We start from the raw sequence: 25,654 nt of genomic DNA, 5'->3' as shown, positions 1-25,654 counted from the left end.
CGTCAGCGGGTCGGCTGGATCGCGTCGGTGACGATCTGCTCGGTGTCGCCGTGCGGGCGCGGGATGACGTGGCTGCTGTAGAGCTCGCCGACCCGGACCGCGGCGGCCCGACCGGCGGCGATCGCCGCGTTCACCGCGCCGACGTCGCCGCGCACCAGCACCGAGACCTGCCCGTTGCGCAGGGTCCGGTAGCCCTCGATCTCGACGTTGGCCGCCTTCACCATCGCGTCCGCGGCCTCGACCGCCCCGACCAGGCCCTTGGTCTCGATCATCCCGAGGGCGCCCCCGGTCCGTCGTGCCTCCGCCATGGAGCCGTCTCCTTCCCGACGCCGGCGTCGTCGCCGGACCGACCCCGACCCTAGGTCCGCCGGGCGGGCCGCACGCTGTCCCGGCCGGACAACCGCGGGCCCCCCGGTTGTCCGCCGCGGAGCGGGCCGAGGCGGGTTCGGGCGGTGCCGCTCAGGCGGACGCCCCCACCGGCACGCCGCCGAGCACCGCGTCGCGGCTGTCCTCGGCGAGCGCGCGTAGCCGGGCCAGGTCCATCCCGACCAGCCGGCCGTGCCGCTTGCGGACGGTCCCGCCGACCAGCACCGTGTCGACGTTCGCGGTGCCGGCCGAGGTGACGACGGTGGCGACCGGGTCGAGCAGCGGCACCGTGTTGACGGCGTCGGCGCGCACCAGCACCACGTCGGCCGCCTTGCCGGGGGTCAGCGTGCCGGTCCGGTCGCCGAGCCCGCTCGCGACGGCGCCGTGGCGGGTGGCCATCTCCAGCACCCCGGTGTGGGTCAGGTCCGGCGCGAACGGCACGTCGACGTCGTCGCCCAGCTGGGCGATCCGGCCGGCCGCCAGCGCGGTCCGCATCTGGGTGAACATGTCGCCGGGCACCGAGGTCGCCACGTCGACCGACAGCGACGGCGCGAGACCGCGGTCCCGGGCCCGGCCGATCGGCGGATGCCCGTGGCCCATCAGCATCTCCACGTAGGGGGCGATCGAGAGGGTGCCGCCGGTGGCGGCGATCCGGTCCAGCTCGGCGTCGGTGGTGGTGTTCGCGTGGATGTAGGTGGTGTCCGGGCCGAGCAGGCCGGCGGCGTCCAGCTCGGCGACGGCCGCGGTCCGCATGCCGGTGACCCGCATGCCGACGTGCACCGAGATCCGGGCGGCCAGGTCGCGGGCGAGCCGCCAGTCGGCGGCGACCACCTCGGGGGTGGTGAACCCGGGGCCGCGGACGGCGAGCGCGAAGGTGAGCAGCCCGTCGTCGGAGGCGAAGTAGCGCTCCCGGACGCGGCGGGCGTCCGCCGGATGCGGGTGCACGGAGCCGAGCCACCAGTCGCCGCGGGCCGGGGTGCCGTGTGCGTACACCGCGCGGATGCCCGCCTCGGTCAGCGCCCGCACGCCGGCGTCGGCGTGCTCGGGGGTGTTGTTGGCGTGCGCCCAGTCCAGCAGCGTCGTGATGCCGGCGTCGAGCGCCTCCAGCGCGCCGAGCAGGGTGCCCGCGTACACGTCCTGCGGGCGGAAGACCGGGCCGACCACCCCGGCGAGGTGGCCGAGATAGCCGTCCAGGGTGGTCGCGGGCAGGGCGCCGCGCAGCACGGTCTCCCAGGTGTGCCGGTGGGTGTCGACGAAGCCGGGGATCACGACGGTGCCGGTGGCGTCGATCCGTTCGGCGTCGACGTGGCCGAGATCGCGGCCGACGGCGGCGATCCGGCCGCCGTCGATCAGGACGTCGACGCCGGGGCCGCTCTCGACCTGCGGGTCGACGGGGACGACGACGCCCCCGGTGATCAGGGTTCGGGTACTCATGGGATCTCTCCTCGCTCGGGTCGTTGCCACCGCAAGCGTCCGCCGGACGGCGGCCCGTGCCGATCCCGCGCGACCGGGTCCGTTCCCGGGGCACCCCCCGCCGATGGGGGAGGGGACCGGCGTGCTTCCCGCCGGGCACGGGATGGGCCGGCCGGGGGACCGGCGCGACCCTGGGAGGACCACCGACCAGGGAGAACCACGCCATGTCACGGCTCGCCCCGGGGACCCGCCCCGCCCCGGCCGCACCGGCCGGCCCGCCCGATCCAGCCGTACTGCCGGTCCCGCCCGATCCAGCTGTGCTGTCCGTCCCGCCCGTGCTGCCGGTCCCGCCCGATCCACCCGGAGCCGTCGCCGGTGGCGCGTTGAGCGGGCCGGAGCGTGCCGCCTGGACCTCGCTGCGCGGCCTGGGCCGGCTGCTCGTCGAGCACGTCGAGCGGGACCTGCTCGACCACGCCGGGATCCCGCTGACCTACTTCGAGATCCTCGCGGTGCTCGCCGCGCGACCGGGGACCCCGCTGCGGATGGGCGCGCTGGCCGACGAGGCGGGCTGGTCGCGCAGCCGGCTCGCGCACGCCGTGGCCCGGCTCGAGGAGCGCGGCTGGGTCCGCCGCAGCCGCTCCCGCGGCGACCGGCGCGGCGTCGCCGTCGCGGTGACCCGCAGCGGCTGCGCGTTCGTCGAGCAGGTGCGCGGGCGGCACGACCGGGCGGTGCGCGCGGTGCTGGTCGACGCCCTCACCCCGGAGCAGCTGGACGCGCTCGGCGCGCTCGCCGGGGCCGTCGCCGCGCACGCCGGGGCACTGCAGCCGCGCGACCGGTGACGGCCGCCGACCACAGCTGAGCGACCCGCCGCCGCACCGGCTGCGGGCCGCCGCACGAACTCGGACCGGTGCGGCGGGGACCGGCCGGTCCTCAGCCCGCGGCGAGCACGCCGGCCGTGGTGTGCGCGGCCGGATCGACCAGCGCGGGCAGCGCCCGGTCGGCGAACAGCCGGGCGACGAGCTCGCCGCGCGAGCTCACGCCGAGCTTGCCGAAGATCGCCTTGAGGTGGTCGCGGACGGTGTGCGGCGACATGTGCAGCTCCCGGGCGGCGTCGGCGGTGGACAGTCCGCGGGCCACCGCCGCGGTGACCTCCTGCTCGCGCGGGCTCAGCCCGTAGGCACCGGCGAGCAGCGGCGCGACCTGGGTCGGCGCGGCCGGCCCGACGACGATCACCGCGGGGGCCGCGTCGTCCGGGGTGCGGGGGTCGCTGAGCGGCTGCTGGCGGGAGGCGTGCAGCGCGAGCCACCGCCCGGTCCGGGTGCGGACCCGGATCGTGGCCGGCCCGCCGTCCCGGCCGGCCGCCACCGCGTCGGCGCGCGAGATCAGTGCGGTCGCCGTCGTGCGGAACGTCCGGTCGTGCACCCAGTCGGTCCCGGCCAGCTCGGTGAGCCACCGGCGGGCCTGCGCGTCGACGGTCGGCGGCGCGTCCCAGCCGGTGTAGACGGCGACGCCCGGGCAGTCCGGGCCGCCGGCCGCGTCGTCCGGGTGCTGTGCGGTGTTCAGCGCCGCGAGCGCGGCCGCGACCGCCGGGCCCGCGGCGACCGCACGGTCGACGTCGCGCCGGGAGAACGCCGGCCGGTCGGCGGTCCGCATCAGCACGGCCACCCCCCAGGTGCGGTCGCCGACCCGCAGCGCGATCCGCAGCTCGTCGGCGAACCCGTTGGGCTCCAGGTAGTCGCGGTAGCGGGCGCTGCGCCGCGGATTGCCCCCGGTCGCCGACAGCAGGGTGGCCGCCGGTGTCGGATGGCGGGCCAGGTCGCGGAACAGCGTCACGTCCTCGACGGTGCCCTCGCGCAGCCAGTAGTCCTCGCACCGGCCGGGCTCGACGTTCTCGATCAGCACCGGGCAGGTCGGCAGCAACGTGCCGGGGTCCACCGCGAACCAGCCCGCGGCGTCGAACGGCACGGCCCGGCGCAGCCGCGACGATGCGGTGACGAGGATCCGGCGGCCGGGATCACCCGCCTCGGTCGGCTGTGGCCGGACGGCGGGAACGGGCTGGGGCACGGTGGCTCTCCCGGGGCGGTGGGGACGGGGACACGCGGATGCGTCCCGCCCAGGGTCACCCGGGCGGGACGCGTGCACATCCCGGTCGTCCGTAGTCCCTTCGGTACCCGACAGCCCGTTCAGGACCCGGCGGGACCGAACGGGGCGACCGGATGGTTCGCCCGGATCCGGTCGGCCGGGTCGTAGGTCGTCTTCACCGAGCGCAGCCTGCGCAGGGTCGCCGCCGGGAACGTCCGGGTCCCCGCCCGCTCGACGAAGTTGAGGTACGTCGACTCGGCGGCCCACGGGGCGAGCGCGGACGCGAGCGCGTCCAGTGTGGTGGTCGCCGCGGCGGCCGCGCCGTCGTCGGGCGCGATCGTCACCGCGAACACGACCACCGCCGCGTCCAGCCCGGAGACGGCGCCGACCGGGCGGGCCAGCGCCCCGCCCAGCTGCCGGATCTCCACCGACAGCAGCGGCGGCAGCGTCGAACCCGGGCCGACCGTGGCGAGCAGCGCGTCCAGCGACTCGACCGGGAACGCGGCCAGACCGGTGCCGTCACCGATCCCGGGGACCGGTGTCGGCGGGTCCATGTGCAGGTCGGCCAGGTCGACCGGGGACTGCGAGTGGACGGTGTCCATCTCCGGCCCGAGTGCGCGCAGCCTGCGCAGCAGCAGCTCGGTCGCGACCGGGCCCTCCAGCGAGGCCAGCTCGATCGCGACCAGCGACCGGCCGCGCACCGGCTCGGGGATCTCGGGCAGCGGCGGGAAGCGCAGCAGCCGCCCGACCGAGGTCACCGTGTCCGGGACCTCGTCCGCCCACTCGCGCCAGGCGTGCAGCACCTCGGCGGCGCGTTCGATCGGCCAGAACAGCGCGCCGGCCTGCACCTCGGTGATCGGGAACAGCCGGAACTCCAGCGCGGTGACGACGCCGAACGAGCCGCCGCCGCCGCGGATCGCCCAGAACAGGTCGGGATGGTGCTCGTCGTCGACCCGGAGCAGCTCGCCGTCCGCGGTGACGATCTCCGCGGCGGTGACCTGGCCGGCGGCCGGGCCGTGCGCCCGGCCCAGCCAGGACACGCCGCCGCCGAGGGTGTACCCGACGACGCCGACGTCGCGGGAGCTGCCGGCGAGCGCGGCGAGGCCGTGCTCGGCCGCGGCGACGGTCACGTCGCCCCACAGCGCGCCCGCCCCGACCCGGGCGATCCGCCGCTGCGGGTCGATGGTGACGTCGCGCAGGTCGCCGGTGCGCAGCAGGGCGGTGCCGTCGAGCGGGCCGAGCGGGCCCGCGTTGTGCCCGGTCGCCTGCGGGGCGACCCGCAGGCCGAGCTCGGCGGCCCGGCGGACGGTGGTGATCACGTCGCGGACCGAGCCGGCCCGGACGATCGCGGCGGGGTGCTGGTCGGCGCGCAGCTGCCAGGCGCGGCGGGCGTCGTCCCATCCGGGGTCGCCGGGGTGCAGCAGGGTGCCGTCGAACGACAGCGGTTCGGTGGTGGTGAGCTGGTCGGTCATCGCAGGTGTCCTCTGTGTCGTATCTCGTGGAGTCGCATGTCGCGGATACGACGAGCGTCCGCCGCGGGGCGGGCCGCTCCCATCCCGTGGACGGCGGGAGGTACGGGGTCGCCATCCCCCATCCGAGGGGGCAGGGTCCCGGGGATGGACGACAAGGAGACGCTGCGCGGATACCTGCAGACCGGACGCGAGGTGATGCTCTGGAAGCTGGACGGGCTCGGCGAGTACGACGTCCGCCGCCCGCTGGTCCCGTCTGGGACCAACCTGCTCGGCCTGGTCAAGCATCTCGCGCTGGTCGAGGCCGGGTACCTGGGCAGCACGTTCGGTCGCCCGTTCCCGGACGCCCCGGCCTGGATGGAGCAGGTGTGGACCGATCCGGTCGTCGACCTGTTCGCGGCGCCCGGCGAGTCCCGCGCCGACGTCGTCGACCTCTACCGGCGGGTGTGGGCGCACTCCGACGCGACCGTCGCCGCGCTCGCGCCGGACGCGGAGGGGACCGTCCCGCACTGGCCCGCCGAGCGCGCCACGGTCACCCTGCACCGGGTGCTGGTGCACCTGGTCGCGGAGACGCACCGGCACGCCGGGCACGCCGACATCCTGCGCGAGACGGTCGACGGCGCGATCGGGCACCGGGCGGAGGTCGGCAATCTCGCCGACGAGGCGACGTCGCCGGCGCTGTACGACCGGATCGACGCGGCCGCCCGGGCGCACCGGGGGTGAGCCCTGCGGTCACGTCGGGTCGGGGAACATCCGGGTCATCGTCTCGTCGTCACCGGCGGGCACCCGGTCGGTCCCGACCATCCGGTCGATGATCATGTTCTGGAAGCGGTGCAGCGGCTCCTCGAAGCGGAAGCACATCCGGCCGCCCCGGTAGGCGGGGTTCGCGATGCCGTCCTGGACCCGCTCGACGATCTCCAGGTCCTGGGTGTTGACCAGGTCCCAGAACCGTTCGAGCTGGTCGAGCCCGTCCTGGGCGTCCGGCGCGGCGGCCGCCTCGGGATGGGTGAGCAGCACCGCGGTCTCCACCGTCCGGTCGGCCGCGACCGGCCGGTTGAGCAGCACGAACGCGTGGTTCGGGAGCACGACGAGCGCGGTGTTCGGGAACAGCCAGACGAAGCGGCCGGCGTCGGCGTCGCGCGCGCCGAGCGTGCTCAGCGCCGGGAGGCCGTCCCAGCCGCCGGCTTCGGTGTTGCGCGACACCGGCGTCGTGCACATGCCGGTGTACATCCCGGGCCCCTGCCAGCGGTAGTGGTCGGAGAACCGGGACACCTTGTTGAGCTCGGGATGCACCCACGGCAGGTGGTAGTACTCCATGAAGTTCTCGGCGACGAGCTTGTAGTTCGCGGCGACGTCGTAGCTGCGGCGCCGCAGCGGTACCCAGCCGTCGAGGTGGTGGTCGGCGAACCGCCACGACAGGTCCCCGAGCTGCGCGGCGAGCGTCCCCGGCGCCGGATCGAGATTGACGAACAGCAGGAAACCCCAGGTGTCGACGGCGACCGGGAGCAGGCCCATGTCGGCCCGGTCGAACGCGGCCGCCGCCGACGTGTCGAACACCGCCTCCTCGCCCCGGGGCACGTCGGAGCCCTCGAACAGCGGGGTGCCCAGGCACGCACCGTCGGTGTCGTAGGTCCAGCTGTGGTACGGGCAGCGGATCCGGCCGCGCCGCCCGACCTCGCGGGCGTCGGCGTCGAGCAGCCGGGTGGCGCGGTGCCGGCAGACGTTGTGGAAGCCGCGCAGCTCGCCGTGCCGGTTGCGGGTGACGATCACCGACCGGCCCGCGACGTCGACGACGACGCAGGCGCCCGGCCGGTCGACGTCGGCGACGAACCCCACGGCGACCCAGCCGGAGGCGAACACCCGCTCCCGCTCCAGGGCGAAGAACGCGGGGGAGGTGTAGGCGTCCGGGAGCAGGGTGGACGCCCGGTCCACCGGCAGCCGGGTGTGCCGGTAGGTGAGCTCGTCGGTGAACAGCTCCGGGTTCATCGGCCGGGCGGGCAGCGCGTCGTGCGGGCTGCCGCCGGACGCGGTGGTGACGGCGTCGGTGGACATCGGTTCCCCCTCCCGGGGTGGTTCAGGTGTGGAAGCTGCGCGGGAAGGCCGGATCGGTGAGGGCCGGCCGGGTGATCGAGAAGGCGTCGAGCGGGTGCGCGGGTGCGCGACCGGCCGCCAGGTCGGCGAGCAGCCCGCCGATCAGCGCGGCGAACTTGAACGCGTGCCCGGCCCCGACGGCGACCACGATCTGCGGGTGCCCCGGCACGGTGTCGAGCACGAAGTCCTGGTCCGGCGGGACGGTGTAGAGGCAGGTCTTCGAGTACAGCTCCGGCCCGCCGAACCGGGGGATGTGCCGGTCGAGGAACCGCGCGTAGCGGTCGCGGCGCACCGGATCGGGCTCGAAGGTGCGGTCGTCGGCGGTGGTCTCGTGCCCGCCCATGTGCTGGCCGAGCTTGGTGGCCATCTCGCCGTGGACGCCGAAGCCGTAGAAGTTGTGCCGGCCGTGCCACATGAACACCGGGAACCGGGACGTCGCGAACTCCGCGAGGTGCGGGGTGGCGTAGTAGGTGACCTGCTCCTGCAGGACGGTCAGCGGCAGGGTCACGCCGGTGCCGGCGAGCACCTGGTTGGTCCAGGCGTCACTGGTGACGACGACGCGATCGGCGAGCAGCGTCCCGTCGTCGGTGACGACGGCGACGCCGTCGCCGTCCGGGCGGATCGCGCGGACCGGGGTGTGGGTGCGGACGGCGGCGCCGTGCGCCCGGGCGAGCGCGATGTGCACCGCGTTCGCCCGGGCGGCGTCGACGATGCCGGACTCGGACTGGTAGAGCGCCTGCTCACCGCCCGCGGGCCGGAACTGCGGCCAGCGGTGGGCGAGCTCGTCGGCGTCGAGCAGCTCGTAGCCGACACCGAAGCGGTCGAACATCGCGGTGTAGCCCTCGATGTTGCGGGTGCCGGTCGCGGTGCCGGCGCGGGCGATCCGGTCCTCGATCACCAGCCCGCCGGTGCGGGTGACGAGCTGCTGCCCGGACTCGGCCTCCACCTCGGCCCACGCCTTGTACGCCGGCGCGGCGAGCGCGGCGTAGTGCTCCTGGTGCTGGGCGAGCCGGATGATCCGGGAGTGGTCCTGGGAGGCGCCGCGGTGGTGTCCCAGCTCGAACTGCTCGACGCCCAGCACGCCCGGGCCGTGTTCGAGGGAGAGCCGGTGCAGCGCCGCCGACCCCAGTCCGCCGAGCCCGACGACGATCGCGTGGTAGGTGCTCACGGGGGCCAGTGTCGGAACGCGGAGCGTTCACGTCCATCGCAGAGTTGAACTAGGGATCTTGTACAGTTTCGAGATGATCGACCGGCGACTGCGGGTGCTCCAGGCGATCGCCCGGCACGGCACCGTGACCGCCGCCGCCGAGGTCTGCCGGATGACGACGTCGGCGGCGTCGCACCAGATGCAGGCGCTCGCCCGGGAGCTCGGCGTCACCCTGCTGGAGCCGGACGGGCGCGGGGTGCGGCTCACCCCGGCGGCGCGCACCCTGCTGGTGCACGGCGAGACCCTGGCCGCGCAGTGGGAGCGGGCCCGGGCCGAGCTGGACGCGCACCGGCACGGCGAGATGGGCGGCGCGCTGCGGTTCTGCGGGTTCTCCACGGCCGCCGCCGCGGTCGTCCCGCAGACGCTCGACCGGCTGCGCCGCAGCCACCCGGCGGTGCGGCTGCAGCTGCGCGAGACCGAGCCGGCCCGGGCGTTCGAGCTGCTCGCCGCCGACGAGACGGACGTCGTCGTGGTGGTGGCGACGGCGGGCATCCCGCCGGTGACCGATCCGGCGTTCGAGCAGTGGACGCTCTACGACGAGCCGCTGGACCTGCTGGTCGGGCCGGACCATCCGCTGGTCGGGCGGGACGACGTCGCGCTGAACGACGTCGCTGCCGACCGCTGGATCTGCAGCAACCCCGGCCGGGCCTACCACCGGCTCGTCACCCTGGCCTGCGCCGGCGCCGGGTTCGCGCCGGACATCGCGCACTTCGCCGACGAGTGGGACACCGGCGCCGCGCTGGTGTCGTACGGGTTCGGCGTGGCGCTGGTCCCGCGGCTGGCCGACCTGCCGGCCCGGCACGACACCCGGCGGCTGCGGATCGGGGCCCCGCCGGTGCCGATCCGCCGGGTGATCGCCGCGGTCCGCGCCGGGTCACAGCACCGGCCGGTGGTGAGCGCCGGCCTGGACGCGCTGCGCGAGTCCTGCGCGGCGCTGTCGGACCTGCTGCGACCGTCCGACGAGTGAACAGGGTCCGGTGAGGATCTTTCCGGGATGGTCGGAAGATCAGGTGTCGAAGACCTCGCAGGACAGCGGATCGCCGTCCAGGCCGACCGCCTCCAGCGCGCCGACGACGAGATGCACCAGCCCGTCCTGGCCGAGCTCGCCGGCCCGCAGCTCCCGCTCGTGGCCGTGCTCGCCCGGGACGAAGCCGAGCGCCTCCAGGCCGCGGACCTGGCGCTCGTCCAGGCCGGGCGGATCGGCGTCGGCCCGGCCGAGCAGCCGCCCGACCGAGCGCTGCACCCACCCCGGGCGGTGCTTGGCCGGATCGGGCACCTCGAACACGTAGCCCCGCGGCCCGAAGCAGATCCACTGCACGACGGCGCGGGCCCCGCTGTCGGAGCCGAGTACCGCCGTCCCGCCGTTGCGGGTCTCGTACAGCGCCCGGGCCGCGACCGTCCCGACGTCACTCATCCCGTGACGCTACCGCCCCGCGCACGGAAGATCGCCGTCGTGGTGCGCGGGGCCGCGGATTCCGCGGTGTCACGCACCGGGACGGTGATCATGCAGCTCGTCGGCCACCCGCAGGCCGGCCGCGACCGCACCCTCCAGGTAGCCGGGATGCTCGGCGGAGGTCTCGCTGCCCGCCCAGTGCACGTTCCCCACCGGTGCGGACGGGACCGGCGGGAACCCGTCGGTGGTGCCGGGCAGCGGGAGCGCGAGATAGCCGCCGCCCGCGTGCTCGTCGAGGTGCCAGGACCTCTCGTGCCAGCCGACCGGCTCGCGCACCTGCCCGCCGAGGTGCGCGGCGAGCGGCCCGAGCAGCCGCTCGCGGCGCTCGGCCGGGTCCAGGCCGTCGATCTCCCGTGCCGCCGGACCGGCGACGAGCACGCACAGGTGCCCCGGCCCGTCCGGCGGTCCGCTGTCGAACACCGCCCGGCCCGGGGGATCGAGAACCAGCAGCTCCGCGCTGGTGCGGTCCCGCCAGAACGGGCGCTCGTAGACCGCGATCGCCTTGTGCACCGAACCCATGTACAGGTCCGTCCCGAGCGCGGCGCGCTCCGGCGGGAGCGGCGGGTCGAACCGGATCCGGGCGGCCGTCGGCGGGGGTGCGGTGACCACCACCCGCCCGGCCCGCACGGTGCCGCTGCCCGGGCCGGTGGCGGTGTGCACGGTGACGCCCGTCCCGTCGTCGGTGACCGCGACGACCCGCTCCCCGAGCCGCAGCCGCTCCCCGAGTCCGGCGGCCAGACCGTCGACCAGCGCACCCATCCCCTCGACGAGCAGGGTGTCCTGGGCGCCGCCGCGGGTGCCCAGCGCGGCGCGCAGCCCACCCTGGCTGCGCACCATCCGGGTCATCGCCCGGAGCGAGAACCGGTCCGGATCGGCGGTCCAGGCTGCGGACAGCGCGACCTCCAGCAGCCGGCGCGCGGTGCGCCCGGGCACCCGGTCCAGCAGCGACCGCAGCGTGTGGTCGCCGGCCCGTCGCGGGACGCCGGTGCGGGAGAGCAGCTCGATCCCGGCGAGCGCGAGCCCGGCGACGAGCACCGGCGGCGCGGCCGCCGGGAGCGCCCGGCCGCCGTCGAGCACCGTGGGCAGTGTCCCGGTGTGCATCCGGAACGGGGTCGCGCCGAGCTCGGCCGCCAGCGCGGTGATCCGGTGGTGGCCGTGGCCGATCCACTGGCCGCCCAGATCGACCCGGGAGCCGAGCGCGGTGGTCTCGGTCAGCGCGCGCCCGCCCGGCCGGTCGGCCGACTCCAGGACCAGCACGTCGACGCCCCGCCGGTGCAGCTCCCGCGCGGCGACCAGGCCGGACAGCCCGGCGCCGATCACCACGACGTCCACCTGCTCCATCGCCACCCCCGACGTCGACTCGGTCAACCGACCGAGTCGACGGTAGTCCAGTGGATCGCGGCCCGGCAACCGGCGGTCAGGAGGGGATCGGCGCGCCGATCGGGCGCGGATCGGCGTAGCCGACCAGCATGGCCGTCGCACGGTCGAGATCGCGCCGGGCCCGCCCGGCGTCGGGATCGGCGACGTACTGGACCACCAGGCCGTCCAGCACGGCGAGCAGCAGCCGGCCCAGGGTGTCGGCGTCGACCGCGCAGCGCTCACCGGCCGCCCGCGCGGCCTGCTCGCACAGCTCGCCGACCAGGCCGGTGTAGCGCCGGACCTGGGACCGGCCGAGCGACCCGGAGTCCCCGGCGCCGGTCCGGCGGGCCGAGTACATCGCCAGCTCGTACTGCATGATCTGCAGCCCGACCCGGTCCTCGACCAGGGTCTCCCAGAACGTGCTGACGCCGTGCCGCAGGGCGTGCGCCACCCCGCGGCCGGGATCCATGCCACGGCGCACGGTGTCCAGCACCTCGTCCGCGACCGCATCGACCACGGCCATGAGCATCCGGTCCTTGGACGGGAACACGTAGTGCAGCGTGCCCAGCGGGATGCCGGCCTCGGCCGCGACCGCCCGGGTGGTGGCCCCGGCGACCCCGGCCCGGCTCAGCACCCGGATCGCGGCCGCGACGATCTCCTTCTCGCGGTCCACCGCGGGGACGTGTGCCATCCGGATCCCTCCAAACGACTCGGACGAGCGACCAGGTCCGAGAGTACGCCCGACCCGCGAGTGTCCTGCGTCACATCACCTTGAGTGTGCCGCGGCGGCCGGGTGTCCCGTCGAGCGTGACGACATGACGCGTGAACACCGTGACGCGTGACCACAGCGAGGGGGACACCCGACATGACCCGGCTCACCGAGTCCGACTACGCCCGCGCCGAGCAGATGCTGCTGCCCTACCGGTCGCGGAAGGTACCGGCGGTGCGGCCGCAGTGGCAGCGCGGCGGCGCCCGCTTCCGCTACCGGATCGCCGACCGCCACCTGCTGGTCGATCCGGCCGAGGGCGTCCGCCGGCCCGCGTTCGACCACGACCGGCTCGCCGCCGCGCTGTCCACCGCCTCCGGGCACCCGGTGCAGGCCGACGCGCTGCCGCTGCAGCAGGTCGAGTTCGATCTCCCCGGCCGCGCCGACGACGTCGTCCGGTTCACCGCGTTCGAGCAGCGCTGGGAGTGGTCCGACGGCGGCGGCGAGTGCGTCCGGGTCGACGACGACGCCGTCGCACCCGGCGAGATCGTCTCCCCGGACGGCAGGTGGGTCGCGTTCACCCGGGACGGCAACGTGCACGTCCGCAACCGCGACGACGGCGAGGAGATCGCGCTCACCGACGACGCCGAGCCCGGCCACGAGTACGGCAGCCTGCCCGACCCGATGAGCGGGCGGGCGCTGATGCGGGCGTTCGGGCTGGCCCCGTTCGGGCTGCTGACCTGGTCGCCGGACTCCACCCGGATCCTCGTGCACCGGCTCGACCAGCGCGGCCTGCCCGAGCAGGTGCTCGTCGAGTCGTCCCCGCCCGGCGGCGGGCGCCCGGTCGAGCACCGCTACCGCTACCCGATGCCCGGTGACGAGGCCCAGGCGACGATGACCTGGAACGTCATCGACGTCGCGGAGCGCACGATCGTCCGCCAGCAGGACGAGCCGGCGACCATCGTGCACCCGACCGCGCTGGTCTACGCCTGGTGGACCGGCGAGAAGGGCGAGGCCGTGCACTTCCTGCGCGCGCCGCGCGACGCCCGCGCGCTGGAGCTGCACCGGTTCGATCCCGGCACCGGCGAGACCACCGTCCTGGTCCGGGAGACCGGCGAGACCCGGGTCGACCCGACCCCGCAGCTCGGCGACCCGCCGATGGCGCGGGTGCTGGACTCGGGGGAGATCCTCTGGTGGTCCCAGCGCGACGGCTGGGGACACCTCTACCTGTACTCCGCCGACGGCTCGGAGGTCACCCGGGTGACCCGCGGCCAGTGGCCGGTCCGGTCGGTGCTGTGGGTCGACGAGGAGCGCAGGCAGCTGTGGTTCGTCGCCGCCGGGCTCGTCGGCGACGACCCCTACCTGCGGCAGATCTGCCGGATCGGGCTGGACGGCAGCGGGTTCACCCGGCTCACCGACGACGACCTCGATCACGACGCGACCAGCCCGCCGGAGGGCGGCTACCTGGTGGACCGGGCGTCGTCGGTGTCGGTGGCCCCGCGCTCGCGGGTGCTCGGCGGCGACGGGCAGGTGCTGGTCGAGCTGGAGGCGCCGGGCACCGAGGCACTGGCCGCGCTCGGCTGGTCGCCGCCGGAGCGGTTCACCGCGACCGCCGCCGACGGGCGCACCCCGGTGTACGGCCTGCTGTGGCGCCCGCACGGCTTCGACCCGGAGCGGCGCTACCCGATCGTCGAGCACATCTACGGTGCGCCGCAGGTGTACCGGGCCGGGCCGGGGTTCGACTCGCCGCACTCCGGTGAGCCGGAGGCGTTCGCCGCGCTCGGGTTCGCCGTCGTCGCCATCGACGGGCGCGGCACCGCCGGGCGCAGCAAGGCGTTCCACGACCACTCCTACGGCAACCTCGCCGACGGCGCGCTGGACGACCACATCGCCGCGATCCGCGAGCTCGGGCACCGGTACCCGTGGCTGGACACCGGCCGGGTCGGGATCACCGGGCACTCCGGCGGCGGGTACGCCACCGCGCGGGCGCTGCTGGCGCACCCGGAGTTCTTCTCGGTCGGGGTGTCCGTGGCCGGTAACCACGATCCGGGCTTCTACCTGCCGATGTGGGCCGAGCAGTACCACGGCGACGTCAGCGAGGAGGGCAGGCAGGCGATCTCCACGCCGGCCATCGCGGCCGGCCTGACCGGCAAGCTCCTGCTGATCCACGGCGAGCTCGACGACAACGTGCACCCGTACCACACGCTGCGCCTGGTGAACGCGCTGATCGACGCCGATCGCGACGTCGACCTGCTGATCGTCCCCGGTGGGGAGCACTCGCTGCTGCTCAAGATGCACCACGTGCAGCGCCGGACCTGGGACTACCTGGTGCGGCACCTGCACGGCACCGAGCCGCCCGTCTACCGGCTGGCGCCGATGCCGCTGCCGCCCGGCAGCGCGCTGGGGCCGGCGGCGCCGTGAGCGGCGAGCGGCTGCGCCCGCTGCGGCGCCACGAGATCCTGCACCGGTTCCTCTACGAGATCGGCCATCCCGGCCCGGACGGCCGCCCGGCGACCTGGACGGTCGAGATCGACATCGGCGCCGGCTGGGACGCCCGGCTGCACCTCGACGGACGCCGGGTGGCGACGGCCGAGATGCCGGCCCGGCTCCCGGTCCCGGGCGGCCGGATCGAGGTCGACGCCGGGCTCTACGGGATCACCCGGATCCACCTGGTCCCCGACTCCGGGCCCGAGCGCCGGCTGAGCCCGGTGCCCGGCACCCTGGAGCACCGGCGCGCCCGGCTGGCCCGGCGCCGGCCCGGGGTGAGCCGGGCGATCGCGGTGACCGCGGTGCTGATCCTGGCCGTCAACCTGGTGCTGGCGGTGCCGCAGGGGCTCGAGCTGATCACCGCGCAGCCCCGGGTCGCCGAGCTCGTCGGCACGTTCACCTCACCGGTGTCGCTGCCGGCCTGGCTGAACGCGACCCTGCTCGTCGCGGGGGCGCTGGCCGCGACCGAACGGCTGCTGACCCTGCGCCGCAACCGGGTGCTCGACGCCGAGACGCTGTGGACCGGGCTCTGACCCGATCGGTGCGCGCGGCTTGACCGTGCCGCAGCGGCATGGTGTCGACTGGGTCCAGGGCGCGAGGGACAGGCCCCACAGGAGGCGGAGGACATGCGGGACGACACGCTGATCGTCGAGGACACCCTGCTGCTGATGCTCGACGACAGGTCGGGCACCCCGGCCGGGGCGGGCACGCTGATCTACGTGCTCGGCGGCGGCATGCTGGTCGAGCTCGCGCTGCTGGGCCGGGTCGAGGCCGACGAGAGCCGGGCCGGGCTGGGCGGCCCGATGATCGTCGCCGTCGGTGACGGCCCGCTGCCCGATCCGCTGCTGCAGGACGCCTTCGACGTCGTCGCCCGGCGGCCGCGCCGCGTGCAGAGCCTGCTCGCCGAGCTCGGCGACCTGTGGACTCCGCTGTCCGAGCGGCTGCTGCAGCGGGGGTTCATCCGCCGCGAGCGCAAGCGCCTGCTCGGGCTGATCCCGACGACCCGGCTGCCCTCGACCGGCTCCGCGCACGAGACCGAGCTGCGGCAGCGCGTCGTCGACGTGCTGGAGGCGGGCGCCGAGCCCGACCCGCACACCGCCGCGGTCATCGCGCTGGTCTCGGCGAGCGGGACGCTGCCGTCGCTGCACCCCCGGCCGACGTGGTCGAGTGCGGTGATCCAGCGCGCCAAGGAGCTGGAGGACGGGAACTGGGGCGCCGGCGCGGTGGGTGACGCGGTGACCCGCACGGCCGTCGCGATCGCCGCCGCGAGCGCCGCCGTGGTGGTCACCACGGTGACCCGCTAGGCCGGCCCGGCCCGCAGCCCGCCGATGCCGAGCGACCCGGCACCGGCGTCCGGCCCGGCACCGGCGGCGGCCGCCGGCCCGGGCTCCGGGAGCGGCGGGGGATCGTCGAGCAGCTCGGCCGGCGGGACGAAGAACAGCCCGCCGGTGACGGCCGTCGACACCTCCAGCAGCCGGTCCGTCGTCCCGGCCGGCTCGCCGACGAACATCCGGGTCAGCATCCGCTCGGTGACCGACGGATCGGCGGCGTACCCGGCGAAGAAGGTGCCGTACTCGGCGCGCCCGATCGACCCGAACGGCATGTTGTCCCGGACGATGTCGCGCTCGGTGCCGTCCGGGTCGGTGATCGTGGTGAGCGCGACGTGCGAGTCGGGGGCCTTCTCGTCGTCCGGGATCTCGATGTTCTCCAGCATCTGCCTGCCGACCGACGCCTCCCGGTCCTGGACCGGCTTCGCGGTCCAGGCGGCGAGATCGTGCAGGTACTTCTGGACGGCCAGGTAGGAGCCCCCGGCGAACTCCGGGTCGTCGTCGCCGACCAGGGCGGAGCGGGCCGCGTCGTCGCCGGTCGGGTTCGCCGTGCCGTCGACGAAGCCGAGCAGGTCGCGCCGGTCGAAGTAGCGGAACCCGTGCACCGCGTCGACCACCTCCACCGCGGGCCCCAGCGCGGCGACGACCCGCCTGCCCAGCTCGAAGCACGGGTAGGGCCGGGTCGAGCGCAGGTGCAGGAACAGGTCGCCGGCGGTCGCCGGGGCGGTGTGCCGGTCCCCGGCGATCTCCCGGAACGGGTGCAGGTGGGCCGGGCGCGGTCCGGACAGCAGCCGGTCCCACGCGTCGGAGGAGATCCCGAGCACGCAGGTCAGGTCCTCCCGCGGGTGCGGGAACGCGACCGACCGCACCAGCCCGTCGAGATCGGGCAGGAAGTCGTGCACGGTCGCCTCGTGCCCGGGCCGGACGGTGAGGGTGAGGAACAGGGCGCTGTCGGTGAGCGGGGCGAGGACGTCCTGCGGGGTGCGCACGGTGCCTCCGGGCGGGTCGTGGTGGTGGGGCGCGCCAACCTACTCCCGCGCGGTCCCGCTCAGGGCGCCTCCGGGAGCAGCTCCATCGTGACCGACCGGTCGTCGTGCACCTGCGCCTGCAGCCCGGACACCCACGCCGGCTCCCCGGGATCGGTCCCGGTGAGCGCCAGCGCGCAGGCCCGCAGCACCGGCGAGTGGGTGACGGCCACGACCAGGCCCGCTCGGTCGGGCCGGTCGGCGAAGCTGCCGGCGAACGCCCGGATCCGGGTGGCGACGGCGGCGGCGGTGTCGCCGGGCGGGTCCTGGTGCGCCACCCACCAGCCGACCCGGTCGGGCACGGTCAGCCAGTCGTCGAAGAACCGGACCTTGCGCACGTCGGCCTCGTCGAACCCGGGGACCTGCACGGCGAACCGCTCCGCACTGCTCACCATGTCGACCCGGACGCCCGCCAGGTAGAGGTCGGGGTTGCGCAGCGCGAAGGCCACCCCGTCCTCGACGACGGCGGCACCGCAGCCGCGGGCACCCGCGGCGATCGCGGCCGCCGTCTCCCGCGCCCGGCGGGTCTCCCCGCTGACGATCCGGATCGGCCCGGCCTCCCGGGCGCCCAGCCGCGCCCCGGCCTCGGTGGCGATCCGGACGCCGTCGTCGGTGATCGGGACGTCGCCCCGGTGCGAGGCGACCTCGCTGTGGCGCAACAGGAGCAGACGGGTCATGGGCGGCGGCCTTCCTCGTTGACCGGCGGGAGGGGATCAGCCCGCGGCGGCGGCGGTGAGCTCGCTGCGGCGGGCCCACTGCTTCATGAACAGCTCGTGGACGGCGTCCGCGAACTCCGGGTCGTTGATGTTGGTGTGCCGCTCGACGACCTCGACCGACGGGTCCAGGCCGGCCCGCAGCGCGTCGAGCAGCGGGGTGACGTCGACGCCGTGCCACTGGCTGCCGGACCTGAAGTAGTTGTCCAGGCCGTCGGTCGGGATGCCGACGGCGACCGGCCCGGTCGCCCGGTTGACGTGATCGGCCACGTACTCGCCGAGCCGGCGCATCTCGTCGGCGGTCGCCAGCAGCGAGGTGACGTTCGGGTTGTGGATGATGATGTTGCGCTCGTCGGTGTCGAACTCGGCGGGCACCGTGTCGCGGGCGCCGAAGTTGAAGCACTCGGCGGCGCCGGGCACCACGACCTGCGGGATCCCGGCCCGGATCGCGGCGTCCATCCGCTCGCAGCCCGGGTCGAAGATCCCCCGGTTCCAGTGGTTGAGGATCTCGGGCAGCGTGTAGTCGATCAGCCCGTCGATGGCGCCGGAGTCGATCAGGTGCTCCATCCCGGCGCCCTCGCCGACGGCGTGGAAGGTGACCACCTCGAAGCCGCCGGCCTCCAGCTTCTCCCGGATCCGCATCACGCCGGGCGTGGTCACGCCGAACATCGACACCGCGATCAGCGGCTTGCTGGCCCGGGCGTGCGAGCGGGTCGTCTCGTAGCCCCGCGCCATCCCGGCGGCGGCGTGCGCGGCGTTGATCAGGACCTGCTTGGAGATCCGGTTCAGCCCGGCGATGTCGGTGACCGCGTTCATCATCATCATGTCCGAGTGGCCGACGTAGGGCCGGGTGTTGTTCGACGCCATGGTGGACACGATGAGCTTCGGTACGCCGATCTCGAGGTTCTTGAACGCGCCGCTGAGCAGGTCGGTGCCGCCGGTGCCGCCGAGCCCGAGCACGGTGTCGATCCGGCCCTCGGCGGCGAGCTCGGAGAGCAGCGAGCGGAGGCCCTCGCTCATCTTGCTGACCGCCAGGGTCCGGCCACCGGCGCCCTCGACGCTCTGCGCGAAGTCGGCCAGATCGATTCCGGCCCGCGAGGCGATCTCCGAGGCCGGGACGTCCGGCGTGATGTAGGGCTCGCCGAGGACACCACAGTCGACGACGAGCACGTCCACCCCGGCGGCGACGAGCGCGTCGCGGACGTAGGCGTACTCCGTTCCCTTGGTGTCCAGGGTTCCGGCGAGACAGACGACGGGGGTGCGGGACATCGTGAACTCCTTCGTTGACGACGTGCTGGGCTGGCCGTGGGACCGGGTCCGGTCAGTCGGCCGGTTCGGCGTGCAGGGCCGTCCACACCCGTTCCGGGGTGAGCGGCAGATCGCGGATGACGACCCCGGTCGCGTCGGCGACCGCGGCCCCGAGCGCGCCGGCGGTGCAGAGCAGGGCGCCCTCGCTGATGCCCTTGGAGCCGTACGGCCCGGGTCCGTCGTGGTTCTCGATCGCCGCCGAGACGAGATCGAGCGGCACGTCCTGGAAGGTGGGGATCCGGTAGTCGAGCGCGCCCAGGTTCCGGATCCGGCCGTGCTCGTCGAGCAGCAGCTGCTCCATCTGGCTGTGCCCGAGGCCCATGATCGCGGCGCCCTCGTCCTGCGCGACGACCTGCAGCGGGTTCAGCTCGGCGCCGACGTCGCCGACGGTGACGTGCCGGGTCAGCAGCAGCTCGCCGGTCTCCCGGTCCACCTCGACCTCGATCGCGGTGGCGTTGAACTCGTAGAACGCGGCGTCGCCGCCGAGCGGGTGCCCGGCCCGGCCGCGCAACCGCCGGGTGCCCTGGCCGATGAACTCGCCGTGCAGCGAGCCGAGCGCGGTGCGGGCGGCGTCGGCCAGCGGCAGCTCCCCGTCCGGGGTGAGCAGCACCCCGGGTGCGTGGTCGAGCAGCTCCTCCGGGGTGCCGGTGGTCTCGGCGAACAGCTCCAGCACCTGCCGGCGCACGTCCCGGCAGGCGCGCAGCACCGCCGTCCCCATGAACACCGTCGACCGGCTCGCCGAGGTCTGCAGGTCGAACGGGACGGTCGCGGTGTCGCCGCTGACCACGGTGACCCGGTCCAGCCCGACGCCCAGCTCGTCGGCGAGGATCTGCTGCCAGAGCGTGCGGGCGCCCTGGCCCATGTCGGAGGTGCCGGCGTAGGCGATGGCGCTGCCGTCGGACAGCAGCCGGACCAGGCTCTGCGACAGCCCGGACGTCGCACCCGGCTTGATGCCGACGGCGATGCCGCGGCCCCGGTTCGGCGCGGGCGGCTCGTGCCAGCCGACCAGCTCGGCGGCCTTGTCCAGGGCCTGGCGCCAGTCTCCGTCGGCGGCGGCGGGCGACCCGCCCCGGATGAACTCCTCGCCGCGGGCGGCCAGGTTGCGGCGCCGGATCTCCAGGCCGTCGATGCCGAGCCTGCGGGCGGCGGCGTCGAGCTGGTTCTCGGTGGCCCAGCAGACCTGCGGGCTGCCGAACCCGCGGAACGCGGTGCTCGGCGTGGTGTTGGTCAGCACCGCGCGGCCCTCGATGCGCACCGACGGGATCCGGTACGGGCCGGCCGCGACGTAGCTGCCCTTGGTCATCACCCGCGGCGCGACGTCGGCGTAGGCGCCGATCTGGTAGTCGGCCCGGACGTCGTGGAAGGTGATCGCGCCGTCGGCGGTGAAGCCGGTGCGGGCGTGCACCCGGCAGCCGGCCCGGCGCATCGACTGGAAGGTGTCCTCCAGCGACAGCACCAGCCGGCAGGTGCGTCCGGTGCGCAGTGCGAGATGGGCCAGCAGTGGCTCGAACCGCGGGTTCTGCTTGCCGCCGAAGCCGCCGCCGGGATCCGGCGCGACCACCCGGACCCGGCTCAGCGGGAGGTCGACGAGCGCGGCGATCGTGCGTTGCAGCAGGTAGGGGTGCTGGACGGGGGAGTAGACGTCGAGCCCGCCCTGGTCGGTCGGGACGACGACGGTGCCGCCCGGCTCGATCGGGAAGTGGGTGACCATCGGGAAGGTGTAGACGTCCTCGACGACCAGCGCTGTATCTGTATCTGTGTCCGGGTCGGCTGTCGTGCCGGGCCCGCCCCAGCCGTAGTGGACGTGTTCGAGGACGTTGCCCCCGGCGAGCGGGTCGCCGTCCGGGCGCACCGACGGGTCCTGGACCAGCGGTGCGTCCGGGGCCAGCGCGTCGTCCAGGGTGTAGACGCCGGGCAACTCGGTGTAGTCGATCCGGACCGCCCGGGCCGCCTCGCGGGCGGCGTCCAGGGTCTCGGCGGCGACCGCCGCGACCGGCTCGCCGTGGTAGGTGACCCGGCCGGTCGCCAGCACCGGGCGGTCCCGGTGCGAGATCCCGAACCGGGGCATCGGATCGGGCAGGTCGGCGGCGGTGAGCACGGCGACCACGCCGGGCACGGCGAGCGCCGCGGACGTGTCGACGGCGTCGATCCGGGCCGAGCCGACCGGCACCGACACCAGCGCGACCTGGGCGGCGCCGGGGAACGGCAGGTCGGCGAGGAAGCGCTGGGCGCCGGTGGTGCGGTCGGCGCCGCCGTAGCGCAGCACCGGTGCGCCGACCTCCCGGTGCGGGTCGGTGGCCGGGTGCCCGGTGGCGTGCTCGCGGACGTCAGTCATCGGCGGCCGCCCGCCGGTCGGCGGTCGCCCGGACCGCGCAGACGATCCGCTGGTAGCCGGCGCACCGGCAGAGGTTCCCGGCGAGCGCGTCGCGGATCTGCGGCTCGGTCGGGTCCGGGGTGGTGCGCAGCAGGTACTCGGCGGAGACGACCTGGCCGGGGATGCAGAAGCCGCACTGCACGGCGCCCGCGGCGAGGAACTCCTGCTGCAGGTCGGTCAGGCCGTCCCGGGACAGGCCCTCGATGGTGGTCACCTCGTGGCCCTCGACCTCCAGGCACAGCACCAGGCAGGCGTTGACGGCGCGGCCGTCGAGCAGCACGGTGCACGCGCCGCACTCGCCCTCGGCGCAGCAGCTCTTGGAACCGGGCAGGTCCAGCTCGTCGCGCAGCGCCTCCAGCAGGGTGCGGTGCGCCGGGACGGCGAGGGTGTGCTGCGTCCCGTTCACCGTGACGGTGACGCGCCGGCTGCCTGCCGGCCCTGCCGGCCCTGCTGTCGGTGAGGTCGGTGCGGTCACGGGGTCACCTCCTGGAGGTGGCGGCGGTCGGTGGCGGTGTCGATCGCGCGGCGGGCGAGGACCCGCAGCATCGCGGTGCGGTAGACCTGCCCGCCCCGGACGTCGGAGATCGGGGTGGCGGCGCCGAGTGCCGCGTCGACGGTCGCGGTGACGGGGACCCGCAGCGGGGTGGGCGCGACGGCGCTGAGCCCGAGGGTCACCGAACCGGACCGGTCGACCGCGGCGGCGACGCCGACGGTCGCGAGATCCACGCCGCGGCGCCGGGTGAGCCGCTGGAACGCCGAGCCGGAGCCGGGCGCGGGACGCCCGATCGTCAGCCCGGTGACCAGCTCGCCGGGGCCGCAGGCGGTGCGCCGCGGCCCGTGGAAGAACTCGGCCAGTGCGACGGTGCGGGAGCCGCCGGGCGAGGTGATGGTGACCGAGACGTCGTGCACCAGCAGGGCGGGTGCGGTGTCCGCGGCGGGGGAGGCGTTGCACAGGTTGCCGACCAGGCTGGCCCGGTTCCGGATGGCGACCGAGCCGACGGTGCGGGCGGCCTCGACGAGCGCCGGGAACCACTCCTGCACGGCCGGATCGGCGACCAGCTCGCCGAGGGTGAGGGTCGGCCCGACGGCGATCCCGTCGTCGGTGACCCGCAGTGGATCGGGCAGGTCGTCGAGCGCCTTCAGGTCGACGATCACGCTCGGCACGACGGTGCCGTGCCGCAGCCCGACCAGCAGGTCGGTGCCGCCGACCAGCGCCCGGGCACCCGGTTCGGCGAGCGCCGCGAGCGCGTCCGGCAGGCTTCGCGGGCGGTGGTACACGGACATCGGCGTCGATCCCGTCCCTTCGCGTGGTCGGCCCGGATCAGGGATTGACGATGATCTTGATCGCGCCGCTGGCCCGGTCGTTGAACGTGGCCAGTGCCTGTTCGTACTCGGCGAGCGGGAACCGGTGGGTGATCAGCTCGGCGGCCTGCATCCGGCCGTCGGCGACGAACGGGATGACCCGCCGCATCTCGCCGGCCGAGGCGCGCGAGCCGACCAGCTCCAGCTCGTCGAGGACGAGCGGCTTGCAGGCGAGCAGCACGTCCTCGGTGGGGATGCCGACCATCGCGCACCGGCCGCCGCGGCGCAGCATCGCCATCGCCCAGCCGAGGGTCTGCGGGACCCCGGCGCACTCCAGCACGACGTCCGCGCCGAGACCACCGGTGAGCTCGCGGACCGCGGCGACCGGATCGCCCGCCTCGGAGTCCACCGTCTCGGAGCCGAGCGCGGCGGCCTTGTCCAGCCGGTAGCCGCGGCCGACCACGATCACCCGGGCGGCCCCGCAGATCCGCGCGCCGTCCGCGGCGAGCATTCCGATCGCGCCCGCTCCGGTGACGACGACGGTGTCGCCCGGCTCGATGTTGCCGCGCCGGGCGACGTGCAGCGCGATACTGGCCGGGTCGATGACGGCGCCGAGATCGTAGGAGACGGTCTCGGGGAGCCGGAAGATGCACTTGACGTTGTGCACCGCGTAGGTGGCGTCGACGCCCTGGTGGTTGTGCCCGTACTGGGCGTGCAGGCCGGGCCTGCCGTAGTTCTCGCAGAGGTTGTAGCGGCCCTCCACGCACTTCTGGCAGACGCCGCAGGCGTTGTGGCTGGTGCCGGCGACCCGGTCGCCGACCGCCCAGCCCAGCTCGGCGACCCCCGGGCCCAGTGCGACGATGTCGCCCGCCCACTCGTGGCCGGGGGTGAACGGGAACGCCGGCGGCCAGAAGCCCGGGTAGTCACCGTTGATCAGGTGCGCGTCGGTGCCGCAGATCGAGGTCGAGCGCACCCGGGCGAGCACCTCGTTCGGGCCGGGCTCGGGAACCGGCTGCTCCTGGATCTCCAGAACGCCGGGTTCCAGGACCACCAGGGCCTGCATGGTGTCGGTCATCGTGGCTCCACGTCGTCGGGTGTGCCGCAGGCCGCGCTCCGCGAAGCGGGGCGGCGCCGGCCGACCGGGTGATGCGGTCATGGCGACCACCGCATCTATCGATAATCGAAAGCTACCAAGGTGTGCGACGGAGCGTCAACGTTCTATCGATAATCGATTGATCGTCGTGGGCCCCGTCGGCGGGACGACCGCCGGGCGGCCGGCCGCGACCCGTTCGGTCAGGAGGTGCGGGCGGCGGCGAGCTGGTCGCCGTCCTCGGTCGCCGCACGGCTCAGCATCAGGGACCGGACGTGCAGCTGGTGCCTGCGGGCGGCGTCGGCCGCGCCGTCCGGGTCCGGTGCGGTCAGCGCGGTGAGGATCTCCCGGTGCTCCAGGAGGATCTCGTGCACGTCGACGTCGGGCAGGGTCAGCGTGAGGAACGTCCTGGCGAACGGCGCGAGCTGCTCGAAGGTCTGCTCCAGGGCCCGGTTCCCGGACGCCTGCACGATCAGCTGGTGGAACCGCACGTCGGCCTCGGTGACGGCCGGGAAGTCGCCGTCGGCGAGCCGGTCGAGCATCCGGTCGACCAGCTCCTCCAGGGTGGCGACGGTCGCCGCGGACAGCCGGTCGGCGGCCAGCCGTGCGGCGAGCGCGTCGATCTCGGCGCGCACCTGGCTGACGTCGGCGAGCTCCTTGGCGCTCGGCATCCGCACCCGGGCGCCGCGGCGGGGGTGCATGGTGATGACGCCGATCGCGGCGAGCTCGCGCAGCGCGTCGCGCACCGGCGACTGGCTGAACCCGAGCTCCTTCGCGAGCTGGAACTCCACGACCCGTTCCCCCGGCTTGTAGTGCCCGTGGATGATGCGGTCGAGGACGAGGCGTTTGACCTTGTCCGACAGCAACTCTCCACCGAGGTCGGGGGACGGGCCGCTCGCGGTCATCGGATGGTCTCCTTCGTCGGTCAGCTGCCCGCCGAGTCTCGCAGGTCCAGCCGGGCCCGTGCCTGGGCCGGGGTCGCGACCTCGCGGTGCAGCAGCCGGGCGATCGCGGTGATCCGCTCGACCTGCGCGGCGTTGGACTCCGCGAGCGTGCCGGGGCCGTCCCACAGCGAGTCCTCGAGGCCGACCCGGGCGTTGCCGCCGAGGGTCAGCGCGATGGTGCCGAGCCGCATCTGGGCCGAGCCCGCCCCGAGCACCGACCACTCGACGTCGTCACCGAAGAGCCGGTGCGCGGTCCGGCGCATGTGCGCCAGGTCCTCCAGGTCCGCGCCGGTCCCGCCGAGCAGCCCGAACACCGTCTGCACGAACAGCGGCGGCCGGACCAGCCCGCGGTCCAGCATCGACGCCAGGTTGTACAGGTGCGCGGTGTCGTAGCACTCGAACTCGAAGCGGGTGCCCTGGTCGCCGCAGAGCTTGAGGATCCGCTCGATGTCGGCGTAGGTGTTCTTGAAGACGATGTCCTTGTTGCTCAGGTGCGCGTGCTCCCAGTCGTGCTTCAGCTCGGGGAACCGGTTGAGCATCGGGAACAGCCCGAAGTTCATCGAGCCCATGTTGAGCGAGGCGAGCTCCGGGGCGAGCTGCACGGCGGGCGCGATCCGCTCGTCGACGGTCATCTGCGGGCTGCCGCCGGTGGTCAGGTTGACGACCACGTCGGAGCGGTCCTTGATGATCGCCAGGACCTCCTTGAACAGGCCGGGATCCTGGACCGGGCGGCCGTCGTGCGGGTCGCGGACGTGCAGGTGCGCGATCGCCGCACCCGCCCCGGCCGCGGCCAGGCTCGCCTCGGCGATCTCCTCCGGGGTGACCGGGAGCGCCGGCGACATGGTCGGGGTGTGGATCGCGCCGGTCGGTGCACAGGTGATGATCGCGGGCTTCGTCGCCGTGCTGGCCATCGGTCCCTCCAGGAAGGGTCGTTGAA

Annotated in this window: 24 protein-coding genes; 6 read left to right on the top strand and 18 right to left on the bottom strand. The window is 74.8% G+C overall.

Annotation, left to right across the window (positions count from 1 at the left end; translation table 11 throughout):
- Nucleotides 1-2 precede the first annotated feature (2 nt).
- Both ABD160_RS10340 and ABD160_RS10335 read right to left on the bottom strand, forming a co-directional pair.
- Complete coding sequence (locus ABD160_RS10340; RefSeq protein ID WP_344020879.1) at nucleotides 3-308, bottom strand: BMC domain-containing protein; 306 nt, start codon at nucleotides 306-308, stop codon at nucleotides 3-5.
- A 151-nt stretch (nucleotides 309-459) separates the two neighbouring features.
- A complete protein-coding gene (locus ABD160_RS10335) occupies nucleotides 460-1,800 on the bottom strand; it encodes an amidohydrolase family protein (protein WP_344020877.1) in 1,341 nt (446 codons plus the stop codon).
- Between the two features lie 203 nt (nucleotides 1,801-2,003).
- Between ABD160_RS10335 and ABD160_RS10330 the strand changes: the two genes are divergently transcribed.
- Nucleotides 2,004-2,618, top strand: a complete 615-nt coding sequence (locus tag ABD160_RS10330) for a MarR family winged helix-turn-helix transcriptional regulator (protein WP_344020875.1) — start codon at nucleotides 2,004-2,006, stop codon at nucleotides 2,616-2,618.
- 91 nt (nucleotides 2,619-2,709) lie between these two features.
- On the opposite strand, the gene ABD160_RS10325 is transcribed toward ABD160_RS10330, so the two are convergent.
- Together ABD160_RS10325 and ABD160_RS10320 are read right to left on the bottom strand one after the other, a co-directional pair.
- Entirely contained in the window at nucleotides 2,710-3,843 is a 1,134-nt protein-coding gene (locus ABD160_RS10325; protein ID WP_344020873.1) for a helix-turn-helix transcriptional regulator, read from the bottom strand.
- Between the two features lie 119 nt (nucleotides 3,844-3,962).
- Nucleotides 3,963-5,333 carry an FAD-binding oxidoreductase gene (locus tag ABD160_RS10320; protein ID WP_344020871.1) on the bottom strand — a complete coding sequence of 457 codons (1,371 nt, stop codon included), beginning with the start codon at nucleotides 5,331-5,333 and terminating at the stop codon, nucleotides 3,963-3,965.
- Nucleotides 5,334-5,477: 144 nt separating this feature from the next.
- Here ABD160_RS10320 and ABD160_RS10315 point away from each other — a divergent pair, with 144 nt between their 5' ends.
- A complete protein-coding gene (locus tag ABD160_RS10315) occupies nucleotides 5,478-6,053 on the top strand; it encodes a DinB family protein (protein WP_344020869.1) in 576 nt (191 codons plus the stop codon).
- 9 nt (nucleotides 6,054-6,062) lie between these two features.
- On the opposite strand, the gene ABD160_RS10310 is transcribed toward ABD160_RS10315, so the two are convergent.
- Together ABD160_RS10310 and solA are read right to left on the bottom strand one after the other, a co-directional pair.
- Nucleotides 6,063-7,382, bottom strand: coding sequence for an aromatic ring-hydroxylating oxygenase subunit alpha (locus tag ABD160_RS10310; protein WP_344020867.1), 1,320 nt, complete (start codon nucleotides 7,380-7,382; stop codon nucleotides 6,063-6,065).
- A 22-nt stretch (nucleotides 7,383-7,404) separates the two neighbouring features.
- Nucleotides 7,405-8,589: an N-methyl-L-tryptophan oxidase gene (gene solA, locus ABD160_RS10305; protein ID WP_344020865.1), complete on the bottom strand. Its 1,185-nt coding sequence runs from the start codon at nucleotides 8,587-8,589 to the stop codon at nucleotides 7,405-7,407.
- Nucleotides 8,590-8,662: 73 nt separating this feature from the next.
- Here solA and ABD160_RS10300 point away from each other — a divergent pair, with 73 nt between their 5' ends.
- Nucleotides 8,663-9,595, top strand: a complete 933-nt coding sequence (locus tag ABD160_RS10300; RefSeq protein ID WP_344020863.1) for a LysR family transcriptional regulator — start codon at nucleotides 8,663-8,665, stop codon at nucleotides 9,593-9,595.
- Between the two features lie 39 nt (nucleotides 9,596-9,634).
- Here ABD160_RS10300 and ABD160_RS10295 read toward each other — a convergent pair whose 3' ends face one another.
- From ABD160_RS10295 to ABD160_RS10285, 3 genes are all read right to left on the bottom strand, one after another.
- Nucleotides 9,635-10,042 carry a hypothetical protein gene (locus ABD160_RS10295; protein ID WP_344020861.1) on the bottom strand — a complete coding sequence of 136 codons (408 nt, stop codon included), beginning with the start codon at nucleotides 10,040-10,042 and terminating at the stop codon, nucleotides 9,635-9,637.
- A 69-nt stretch (nucleotides 10,043-10,111) separates the two neighbouring features.
- Nucleotides 10,112-11,449 (bottom strand): flavin monoamine oxidase family protein, encoded by a 1,338-nt coding sequence (locus ABD160_RS10290; RefSeq protein ID WP_344020859.1) that lies wholly within the window; start codon nucleotides 11,447-11,449, stop codon nucleotides 10,112-10,114.
- 49 nt (nucleotides 11,450-11,498) lie between these two features.
- Nucleotides 11,499-12,131, bottom strand: a complete 633-nt coding sequence (locus tag ABD160_RS10285) for a TetR/AcrR family transcriptional regulator (RefSeq protein ID WP_344020857.1) — start codon at nucleotides 12,129-12,131, stop codon at nucleotides 11,499-11,501.
- Nucleotides 12,132-12,305: 174 nt separating this feature from the next.
- Here ABD160_RS10285 and ABD160_RS10280 point away from each other — a divergent pair, with 174 nt between their 5' ends.
- The 3 genes from ABD160_RS10280 (at nucleotide 12,306) to ABD160_RS10270 (ending at nucleotide 15,937) form a co-directional block, all read left to right on the top strand.
- Nucleotides 12,306-14,567 carry a S9 family peptidase gene (locus tag ABD160_RS10280; protein WP_344020855.1) on the top strand — a complete coding sequence of 754 codons (2,262 nt, stop codon included), beginning with the start codon at nucleotides 12,306-12,308 and terminating at the stop codon, nucleotides 14,565-14,567.
- Nucleotides 14,564-15,166, top strand: coding sequence for a hypothetical protein (locus ABD160_RS10275; protein ID WP_344020853.1), 603 nt, complete (start codon nucleotides 14,564-14,566; stop codon nucleotides 15,164-15,166). The genes ABD160_RS10280 and ABD160_RS10275 overlap by 4 nt, the downstream gene beginning before the upstream one ends.
- A 93-nt stretch (nucleotides 15,167-15,259) precedes the next feature.
- Nucleotides 15,260-15,937, top strand: a complete 678-nt coding sequence (locus ABD160_RS10270; protein ID WP_344020852.1) for a GOLPH3/VPS74 family protein — start codon at nucleotides 15,260-15,262, stop codon at nucleotides 15,935-15,937.
- Here ABD160_RS10270 and ABD160_RS10265 read toward each other — a convergent pair.
- The 9 genes from ABD160_RS10265 to kce form a co-directional block, all read right to left on the bottom strand.
- Nucleotides 15,934-16,950 carry a Dyp-type peroxidase gene (locus ABD160_RS10265; protein WP_344020851.1) on the bottom strand — a complete coding sequence of 339 codons (1,017 nt, stop codon included), beginning with the start codon at nucleotides 16,948-16,950 and terminating at the stop codon, nucleotides 15,934-15,936. The genes ABD160_RS10270 and ABD160_RS10265 overlap by 4 nt on opposite strands.
- Nucleotides 16,951-17,009: 59 nt before the next feature.
- Nucleotides 17,010-17,663: a histidine phosphatase family protein gene (locus ABD160_RS10260; protein WP_344020849.1), complete on the bottom strand. Its 654-nt coding sequence runs from the start codon at nucleotides 17,661-17,663 to the stop codon at nucleotides 17,010-17,012.
- Between the two features lie 36 nt (nucleotides 17,664-17,699).
- Entirely contained in the window at nucleotides 17,700-18,968 is a 1,269-nt protein-coding gene (locus ABD160_RS10255) for a Tm-1-like ATP-binding domain-containing protein (RefSeq protein ID WP_344020847.1), read from the bottom strand.
- A gap of 52 nt (nucleotides 18,969-19,020) precedes the next feature.
- A complete protein-coding gene (locus tag ABD160_RS10250; RefSeq protein WP_344020844.1) occupies nucleotides 19,021-21,342 on the bottom strand; it encodes a xanthine dehydrogenase family protein molybdopterin-binding subunit in 2,322 nt (773 codons plus the stop codon).
- Entirely contained in the window at nucleotides 21,335-21,787 is a 453-nt protein-coding gene (locus ABD160_RS10245) for a (2Fe-2S)-binding protein (protein ID WP_344020842.1), read from the bottom strand. Before ABD160_RS10245 ends, ABD160_RS10250 begins: the two co-directional genes overlap by 8 nt.
- A gap of 65 nt (nucleotides 21,788-21,852) precedes the next feature.
- Entirely contained in the window at nucleotides 21,853-22,665 is an 813-nt protein-coding gene (locus tag ABD160_RS10240; RefSeq protein WP_344020840.1) for an FAD binding domain-containing protein, read from the bottom strand.
- A 37-nt stretch (nucleotides 22,666-22,702) separates the two neighbouring features.
- On the bottom strand, nucleotides 22,703-23,758 hold the full coding sequence (locus ABD160_RS10235; protein ID WP_344020837.1) for a zinc-dependent alcohol dehydrogenase: 1,056 nt from the start codon (nucleotides 23,756-23,758) through the stop codon (nucleotides 22,703-22,705).
- 218 nt (nucleotides 23,759-23,976) lie between these two features.
- Entirely contained in the window at nucleotides 23,977-24,678 is a 702-nt protein-coding gene (locus ABD160_RS10230) for a GntR family transcriptional regulator (protein WP_344020835.1), read from the bottom strand.
- A gap of 20 nt (nucleotides 24,679-24,698) precedes the next feature.
- Nucleotides 24,699-25,628: a 3,5-dioxohexanoate:acetyl-CoA acetone transferase gene (kce, locus tag ABD160_RS10225; protein WP_344020832.1), complete on the bottom strand. Its 930-nt coding sequence runs from the start codon at nucleotides 25,626-25,628 to the stop codon at nucleotides 24,699-24,701.
- Nucleotides 25,629-25,654: the final 26 nt, after the last annotated feature.

The sequence above is a fragment of the Pseudonocardia kongjuensis genome, from assembly GCF_039526905.1.
Classification (GTDB): domain Bacteria; phylum Actinomycetota; class Actinomycetes; order Mycobacteriales; family Pseudonocardiaceae; genus Pseudonocardia; species Pseudonocardia kongjuensis.
Note: the sequence above shows the minus strand (reverse complement) of the source record. Positions and strands in the feature narration are given on the sequence as shown.